The 8,114-nt window shown below is 40.4% G+C and carries 6 protein-coding genes; all 6 read right to left on the bottom strand.

The features are described from left to right. Nucleotides 1–545 precede the first annotated feature (545 nt). Nucleotides 546–1,016, bottom strand: coding sequence for a hypothetical protein (locus CDZ78_RS03485; RefSeq protein ID WP_087868723.1), 471 nt, complete (start codon nucleotides 1,014–1,016; stop codon nucleotides 546–548). A gap of 213 nt (nucleotides 1,017–1,229) precedes the next feature. Next, entirely contained in the window at nucleotides 1,230–2,948 is a 1,719-nt protein-coding gene (locus tag CDZ78_RS03480) for a bifunctional protein-serine/threonine kinase/phosphatase (protein WP_087868724.1), read from the bottom strand. Between the two features lie 238 nt (nucleotides 2,949–3,186). Continuing rightward, nucleotides 3,187–4,011, bottom strand: a complete 825-nt coding sequence (locus CDZ78_RS03475; protein ID WP_087868722.1) for a formate/nitrite transporter family protein — start codon at nucleotides 4,009–4,011, stop codon at nucleotides 3,187–3,189. A gap of 159 nt (nucleotides 4,012–4,170) precedes the next feature. Further along, the gene (locus CDZ78_RS03470; protein WP_087868721.1) at nucleotides 4,171–5,091 is read right to left on the bottom strand and encodes a PhzF family phenazine biosynthesis protein; all 921 of its coding nucleotides are present in this window, start codon (nucleotides 5,089–5,091) and stop codon (nucleotides 4,171–4,173) included. Between the two features lie 4 nt (nucleotides 5,092–5,095). Continuing rightward, nucleotides 5,096–5,428 carry a nitrite reductase small subunit NirD gene (gene nirD / locus CDZ78_RS03465; RefSeq protein ID WP_087868720.1) on the bottom strand — a complete coding sequence of 111 codons (333 nt, stop codon included), beginning with the start codon at nucleotides 5,426–5,428 and terminating at the stop codon, nucleotides 5,096–5,098. Next, nucleotides 5,428–7,965 (bottom strand): nitrite reductase large subunit NirB, encoded by a 2,538-nt coding sequence (nirB, locus tag CDZ78_RS03460; protein WP_087868719.1) that lies wholly within the window; start codon nucleotides 7,963–7,965, stop codon nucleotides 5,428–5,430. The genes nirD and nirB overlap by 1 nt, the downstream gene beginning before the upstream one ends. Nucleotides 7,966–8,114: the final 149 nt, after the last annotated feature.

Raw genomic sequence — 8,114 nt, 5'->3', positions numbered from 1 at the left:
CTGAAGTTTCCCAATTATTGAGTAGCTGAAATACACAATGCTGGTGTATCGAGGTTTATTTTAGGTGGTTTTGCCATGTTTATAGCAAACCCCTACTTAATTCCCCTTAGGCAATAGCATTTGAAACGAATGAAAAGACTATTTTTTTCATATAGTTGTAGCATAGTTTCAATTTTACCATAAATAATTATTGGGAAACTTCAGTACTATAGTTGTATCGATGAAATTTGTCAAACCAGATAACGGAGAAAGATATACAACCGAACTCTAACAGCGTATGGAGCAATAAGGAACAGACCATTTTTATTATCATTCAGTATCTGTCTTCTCTACTTTTACTGGTATTAATTCAGGTTAATTGTGGTCTGTCCCCTGTTTAAAGCAGAGTATAATGAAAGGAGTAAAAAGTCTTTAGCTTTTTCCGAAACAGCAATAGCTGAAGCAATTGTACTCCACTCAAATTTTTGAATATCAACAGTACTAAAAACACCCTTCCAGAGTGAAATCAAAACCACTGTTTTTAGAATGTGGATATTTAATTTTTACTATTGCACATCCTTATAAGCTTCTAAATCCTTTTCAAGTGAGTATTTAACCATACTAAAATCTGGATACCAGTCACTAGATGCTTCATTTAATACTTCAAGATATACCGCCGATTTTTCCATTGCACATATATCGTCATAAGCGTCCATATCTTTATTAAGTACGTATTGCACCATGCTGTAATCAGAGCCCCAATCTTCCCGTGCATCGGCTAAAGCATCTTGTCTAGCTGTTTCTCGGTCGATATCGCAAACTGGGTTATCAAGCTGTACTGGTGCTTCTGCTGAAATAATCTGATAAGTACCATCTATTTTCAACATTACTTCAACATTTCTGAATGTTTCACCATGCACATTTAAAACTGACATTTTTAACAGGCGTGTTCCGAAGTTAAAGTCATTTTCTGCCTGAGCCGTGCCAATAGTACTTATTAGAATGCTTGATAATATTGCTATTTTAAAAATTTTCATTTTATTGTCTCTTTGAAATAAATTAAAACTACTTATCTTTCATTTTTCAATATACAGCACACAGTCAACAATGATAAAGCTCTTTACTGCTGTTTTGTTATCCAGTTCAAACTTTACCAGCGAATCACATTTTACTTTACATCAATAATAGGTTTTGCCTGATTATGGTGATTGTACTTAGTAACATGCAAATTATTTAATCCTGTATAAAAATTAAACTGACAATATTGCAACAATAATTAACAGAACAAAAGAAACACTTTTCCAGAAAACAACTGGGTTTCGATCTATTAATGGTGGGCGAGCTTTATTAAGAAATTCTTTATTTGGATTACGCAAGTCAAATATAAATTCGGACAGTTCTTCATAGCGTTTAGAGGGGTTAGGGCATACTGCTTTTTTAAGTGTTTCATCGATCCACAGCGGGATTTCGCACTCATCATCATAGAGAGATATATATTTTAATTTTTTTTGTGCGGCTATTGTTGTAGATTTTGCTACCTCGGCACCATAAGGTAACTTCCCGGTTAGCATTTGATAAGTAATTATCCCCAATGAAAAAAGATCCGAGCGAGGCGTGCCACTTTCACCTAGTAAATACTCTGGAGCTGTGTATTGTGCTGTACCTAATAAGTTAGCCCGATCAATGGGGGTAGTAATCTCGTCTAAGCCAGCTACTTTTGTGGAGCCAAAATCAATAATTTTTACCGTGCCTTTGCTATCAATCATGATATTTTCAGGTCTTAAATCCTGATGTAACATTTCCAGTCGGTGAAATGCACGTAATCCTCTGGCAATTTGCTCAACTATTTCGCGTACCGTTTCAATTTCAGGCTTTGGGTTATCAGTCATCCACTGAGTCAAAGTCTGGCCTTCAATGTATTCCGTGACTACATATAAATAGTTACGTTGCCGAGTGATTGCGCATGGTTTCAGCACGTGCGCGCTATTAATGCGGCGGGCAATCCATTCTTCCATCAGAAATCTTTCCAGGTAGGCAGCGTCACCCCGAAGGTCAATGGATGGTATTTTTATGACGACTTGAATATCTGACTCAATATCGACTGCAAGATAGACATGACTACGACTGCTGACATACAATTGCCTGATAATTGTATAGCCATCAAAAACCATCCTGGCTTCCAGTAGTGGCGGGAAGGGGAGTTCGGTTAATTGCTGGTGTATTTCATCTGCATTTTGACAGGGAAGTTCATCAACTCTGATAATTTGTACTGTAAGATTGTCATCACTTCCTTGTTGGTAAGCCTCTTCAGCGATGTTTTTTGCTGCGGTATCCAGATCATTGTCATGTCTCTGGATAGCATTAATCATAAAGCGAGAGTTGATATAATCATAAATTCCATCTGTGGTCATTAGAAAAGTATCACCTTTAGCCACTGGTAGTGATTCATAATCAATTTCCAGATGAGCATTGATACCCATGGCACGGCTGAGGTAGCTTTTATCCTGTGAAACCCACAGGCGATGATCTTTGGTTAATTGCTCCAGAGTATTATCACGTAGTCGATAAATCCGCGTATCTCCCAGATGAAATATATGTGCTGTTGTCGACTTGATAATCATGGCACTTAATGTGCATACATAGCCACGATCTTTGTCGTAATGATATTGACCCTGCTGAGTCTGTGAATATAACCAGGAGTTAGTTGCAGTCAAAACCCGTTGTGCTGATTTCTTGACTGACCAGGTTTCTGAGGTGCAAAAATAATCATCCAGAAAGCCCGTGACAGTGGCCTGGCTGGCAACTTGACCCACATCACTGCTACTAATGCCATCTGCTAAAGCAATGGCAATGCCTTTTGAAGTTAATTGAGGCTCTTCAGGGATGTAAACACCGTGAAAATCCTGATTGATTTGCTTGCGGCCTTTATCGGAATATTGTCCTACAGATACTTTTAATTGGCTGGGCATATTGCTTGATACTCGATGTTCAAGTTTATAAAACATATATTATTGATATTGCATGATTAGTTTTAATATATCAAACCTCCCCTAACCCCTTAACTAAGAGGAGATTTTGTTGAATACTTTCACAGCCTCAGAGCATGGGAACTATAAATAATAGGCTATAGGATGTGTTGAGGTACGAAACGCATCTTTCGGATGTTGATGCGCCTGCTATCGTCAGCACATTCTGTGCTACTATTTTTTACCAACCGTCTTTAGCAGGTACACGTTTTGGTGCTGTTCTTACGTGAGTGGTGTATAAAGTAAGGCCAGTAAATGCCAGGCCACCAAATAAGTTACCTAGAACCGTTGGAATTTCATTCCAGACCAGGTAATCCATAATTGAGAATTCACCACCCATAATCATTCCTGATGGGAATAGGAACATGTTAACAACAGAGTGCTCAAAACCCATTGCAAAGAACAACATGATAGGCATCCACATAGCGATGACTTTGCCGCTAACAGTAGTAGAAATCATGGCGCCAACTACGGCCATAGACACCATCCAGTTACATAACATGCCGCGGATGAAGATTGTAAACCAACCAGCGGTACCATACTGAGCATATCCTAGGGTACGCGCCTCACCGATCGTAGCAATTTTTTGTCCAACTGCTCCCGGCTCAACAGAAAAGCCGTAGGTGTATACAAATGACATCATAAACGCTACAGTTAGAGCGCCACCAAAGTTACCGATAAATACCAGTCCCCAGTTTCTTAAAACGCCACCCGCGGTAACCCCTGGTCTTTTATCCAGTAAGGCTAATGGTGCTAATACGAAGACACCTGTCAGCAAGTCGAAGCCCATTAAGTACAACATACAGAAACCAACGGGGAATAGAATAGCGCCGATCAATGGAGAGCCAGTCTGAACAGCAGAGTTAATTGCAAATACAGCGGCTAATGCGAGGATAGCTCCGGCCATAAAAGCTCTGATCAAGGTATCTCTGGTTGACATGAAAATTTTTGATTCTCCAGCGTCCACCATTTTGGTGACAAACTCGGCTGGGACTAAATAAGACATAATATTTCCTCTTTAATATTGAATAAATTTTTAAGCTTTATACTGCTCACAAGGCTGAGTTTTAACATTGATGGGACGCTTAGCCTGCATATGAAAGGCGGACTAAAGGCCTGCGCCCCATGCTCTAGATACTTAACGTAATCCAGGTAAACGTCTGGCCTAGGCTTCAGGAATAAACATAGTCCCTTCAGAAACTTTAACAGCCTCACCACCGACTCTAAGAGTTAGGGTGTCTTCACCTTTATGGTCCATTTCAAGGTTTAATACACTACGACGCTTTGCTTCATCGCCTCGTTCTACTGCAAATGTATAAGTTCCTTTTTGCAAGTGATCAAAAGAACATAGATAGGCTGCTAATGCCGGTATTGCAGAACCAATAGGAGGGTCTTCATGGGCACCAATATTTGGCCCTAGCAGACGCACAGCAAAATCAGTGTTTTGCGCTGGTGTTTTCGGTGAGACTAATAAAAATTCCTGTGCAGCAGTTTGTGGGGCAATAGATTGGCTCCATGCTGCAAAGTCAAACTTGGCCTCACGTAAGGTTTCATAATAAAAAGTTGGCACAATCAAATAAGGAACACCACAGGAAACCAGGCGTGTCGCATATTTATTATTATCAATATAAGCTGCATCAATACCTAAGAAACTAGCTAGTTCAGCTTCAGAAGGTGCGAAGTAATCAACCACAGGTGAGACCGTACGGGTAAATTGCACAAAGTCTGGTTTGCCATCAGTGCTGCTTACATTTGCTTCAACATCCCCTGAATTTAGCTGAAAAACAACAGGCGTATGGGTATTATTAAGTTTTAATCTGCCATTTGCCGCTAATGCAAAGGCAGCTGAAATGATTGCCTGACTGGCAAAATCCACTTCACCTAAAGGTGAGAATAGTTTCATCTGAAACCTATTTCCTGATTTTCCTATTTTTGACAGAAATACAGTTTCGGATAGGTTTAATTCGCGAGCAACCAGAGTCATTTGCTGCGCATTTAAACCTTCCGCTTCGGGGAAAACAGCAACCTGGGCACCATTAAACGCCTTCTTGGTAAAAGCGTCGGCAATATAATATGTATAATTCATTGTCTTATCCTTCTAGGCTAATTTCTACGCGATTATTTTCTATACGAATCGCATAGACCTTATTTTTAACTGTTTCATCCTCAAAACATTGCCCTGTTTTTAAGCTGAAATGTTGTTTATATAAAGGCGAAGAGACCATCGGTTCACCTTTAATGTCACCGATCAAACCGCGTGATAGTACGTGAACTTTACCAAAAGGGTCGTAATTATCAATTGCATACACGGCACTGTCTTTAGGCATATAGAAGATAGCGACTTGCTTTCCTTCAACCAGTGCACAAACACCTGAATCCGCTTGCAAGTCAGTGACTGCGCAAATATCCATCCATTGACTCATTACACTTCCTCCACTAATGCAAAATGCTGGCGTTCATCTTCGTTAGCAGGGCGGATTTGTCCGCGCTCCTCAACAAAAACAATATTTTCATCGGTTTTATCACTATTAACAAAATGGCGGAAACGTTTCAATTTGTCTTCATCTTCAATCGTGGTTTTCCATTCACATTGATAAGTATCAACAACCTGTTGCATGTGATTCTCTAAATCATCACAAACGCCTAGTTTGTCCTCAATAACCACTGATTTTAAATAGTCCAGTCCACCTTCCATGTTTTCCATCCAGACTGATGTTCGTTGTAAACGGTCAGCAGTACGTATATAAAAAATAAGCACGCGGTCGATATATTTGATTAAGGTTTCTTTATCCAGATCGGTAGCGAATAAGTCTGCGTGGCGAGGTTTCATACCGCCATTACCACAAACATATAGATTCCAGCCACCTTCAGTAGCAATCACACCTATATCTTTACCCTGTGCTTCGGCACACTCACGTGTGCAGCCTGAAACAGCAAATTTTATTTTATGCGGAGAGCGTAAACCTTTGTATCGATTCTCTAGTTCAACGGCAAGACCGACACTATCATCGACACCAAATCGACACCAGGTACTACCCACGCAGGATTTAACGGTTCTTAATGATTTTCCGTAAGCATGACCCGATTCAAACCCCGCATCAATTAGCTCCTTCCAGATCAGCGGTAATTGATCAACCCGGGCGCCGAATAAATCAACACGCTGCCCACCTGTTAGCTTGGTGTACAACTTATATTTTTTAGCAATTTGACCGATAGCAATTAAGCCTTCTGGTGTAACTTCACCACCCGTCATACGTGGTACAACGGAATAGGTACCATCTTTCTGCATATTGGCTAGAAAGGTATCATTAGTATCTTGCACGCTTAGCTGGCCTTGAGCTAATACATACTCATTCCAGTAAGATGCCAGGATAGAACCAATCGCTTGACGGCACACTTCACAGCCGCGGCCACTACCGTGTTGTGTTAAGAAATCATTAAAGGTTTTAATTTCACCGACCATCATCAGGTTATATAAATCCTGACGTGTATAGGCAAAATGCTCACAGATATCAGTATTGACTTCAAAGCCTGATTTTTCCAGTTCACAATCTAGCACTGATTTTAATAAGGCAGTACAACCACCACAGCCGGTTGCTGCCTTCGTTGCATCTTTGAGTGCTGGCATAGTGTGACAGCCATTTTCTACCGCTGAGCAGATTTGTCCTTTAGTGACATCAAAACACGAACAGATTTGTGCTGACTCGGGTAGGGCATCTGGACCTAAACCCACTGACTCATCAGAGCGAGAGGGTAGGATCAAGCTATCTGGGTGTTCGGGTAAATCAATCGCATTCAGGTAGTATTGTGAAAGTGCACCATAACCAGAAGCGTCACCGACCAGCACGGCACCTAATAATTTCTTTTTGTCTTCACTAACAACCAGGCGTTTATAAAGTTCATCTGCACCATTTTGGTACGTGTAGATTAAAGCGCCTTGTGAGTTTGCATGTGCATCCCCAATACTGGCAACATCAACACCGTTTAGTTTTAGCTTGGTACTCATATCAGCACCGGTAAAACTGGCTTCCTGTCCCGCTAAATCAGCAACAACAGTACGCCCCATATGGTAACCTGGGGCAACTAGGCCAAAAGTCTGTCCATTCCATACAGCACATTCGCCAATTGCGTAGATATCAGGATCGGATGTTTTACATTGATTATCAATAACAATCCCGCCACGTGAGCCAACTTCTAATTTAGCTTGTCGGGCAATTTCATCACGTGGGCGGATACCTGCGGAAAATAAAATAATATCTGTTTCCAGCTCAGTACCGTCGGCAAACAGCATTTTGTGTTTACACTCATCACCATCAACAATTTTTTGCGTGTTTTTACTAGGTAAGACCGAAATGCCTAATGCCTCAATTTTACTTGCCAGCATGTTTGCGCCGCCTGTATCAAGCTGTGCGGACATTAAGCGTGGAGAAAACTGGATGACATTGGTTTTAAGATCTAAGTCTTTAAGTGCTTTAGCTGCTTCTAGCCCCAATAAACCACCACCAACCACAGCACCTACTTTGGCATTTTTGGCCGCAGCAGTCAGTGCTTCTAGATCTTCAATGGTGCGATATACAAAGCAATTTTCTCGATCATGACCTTGAACTGGTGGAACAAAAGCGTAAGAGCCCGTTGCTAAAATCAGTTTGTCATAACTAATCTCAACACCTTTAGCTGAAGTGACGAATTTATTTGTTTTATTAATAGCAACCGCTTTATCACCTAAGTGAATTTTGATGTTGTTATTGTCAAAAAAACCTTCAGTAACCATAGAGAGTTCTTCTGCAGTTTTTCCTGAGAAGAACTCAGTTAAATGTACACGGTCATATGCTGGTCGTTCTTCTTCACAGAAAGTCACAATGTCGAATGTGTCTTTTATATCACTAGCGACAAGGTTTTCCAGGAAGTTATGTCCAACCATGCCGTTACCGATAACAACTAAGGTTTGCTTTTTGCTCATGCTATCCTCTATTAATACGTAAATCTTATTTTAGGTTTATATGCAGGTAGTGTGCCAACGTTTAAGTAACTGTATTGTATTATTTTTAGTGGTTGTTTTTTTAAAATACAGTATTTTTTTGCACTAATTTGGTGCGATGTAGGTCTGAA

The organism is Bathymodiolus platifrons methanotrophic gill symbiont (assembly GCF_002189065.1).
GTDB lineage: Bacteria > Pseudomonadota > Gammaproteobacteria > Methylococcales > Methylomonadaceae > Methyloprofundus.
The sequence above is the reverse complement of the archived record's forward strand: the minus strand, read 5'-3'. Positions and strand labels throughout refer to the sequence as shown.

Excerpts from the sequence above, each read along its gene's own strand:
- CDZ78_RS03480 (WP_087868724.1), bottom strand. The coding sequence starts at position 2,948 with ATGCCCAGCCAATTAAAAGTATCTGTAGGACAATATTCCGATAAAGGC.
- nirB (WP_087868719.1), bottom strand. The coding sequence starts at position 7,965 with ATGAGCAAAAAGCAAACCTTAGTTGTTATCGGTAACGGCATGGTTGGA.
- nirD (WP_087868720.1), bottom strand. The coding sequence starts at position 5,428 with ATGAGTCAATGGATGGATATTTGCGCAGTCACTGACTTGCAAGCGGAT.
- CDZ78_RS03475 (WP_087868722.1), bottom strand. The coding sequence starts at position 4,011 with ATGTCTTATTTAGTCCCAGCCGAGTTTGTCACCAAAATGGTGGACGCT.
- CDZ78_RS03470 (WP_087868721.1), bottom strand. The coding sequence starts at position 5,091 with ATGAATTATACATATTATATTGCCGACGCTTTTACCAAGAAGGCGTTT.
- CDZ78_RS03485 (WP_087868723.1), bottom strand. The coding sequence starts at position 1,016 with ATGAAAATTTTTAAAATAGCAATATTATCAAGCATTCTAATAAGTACT.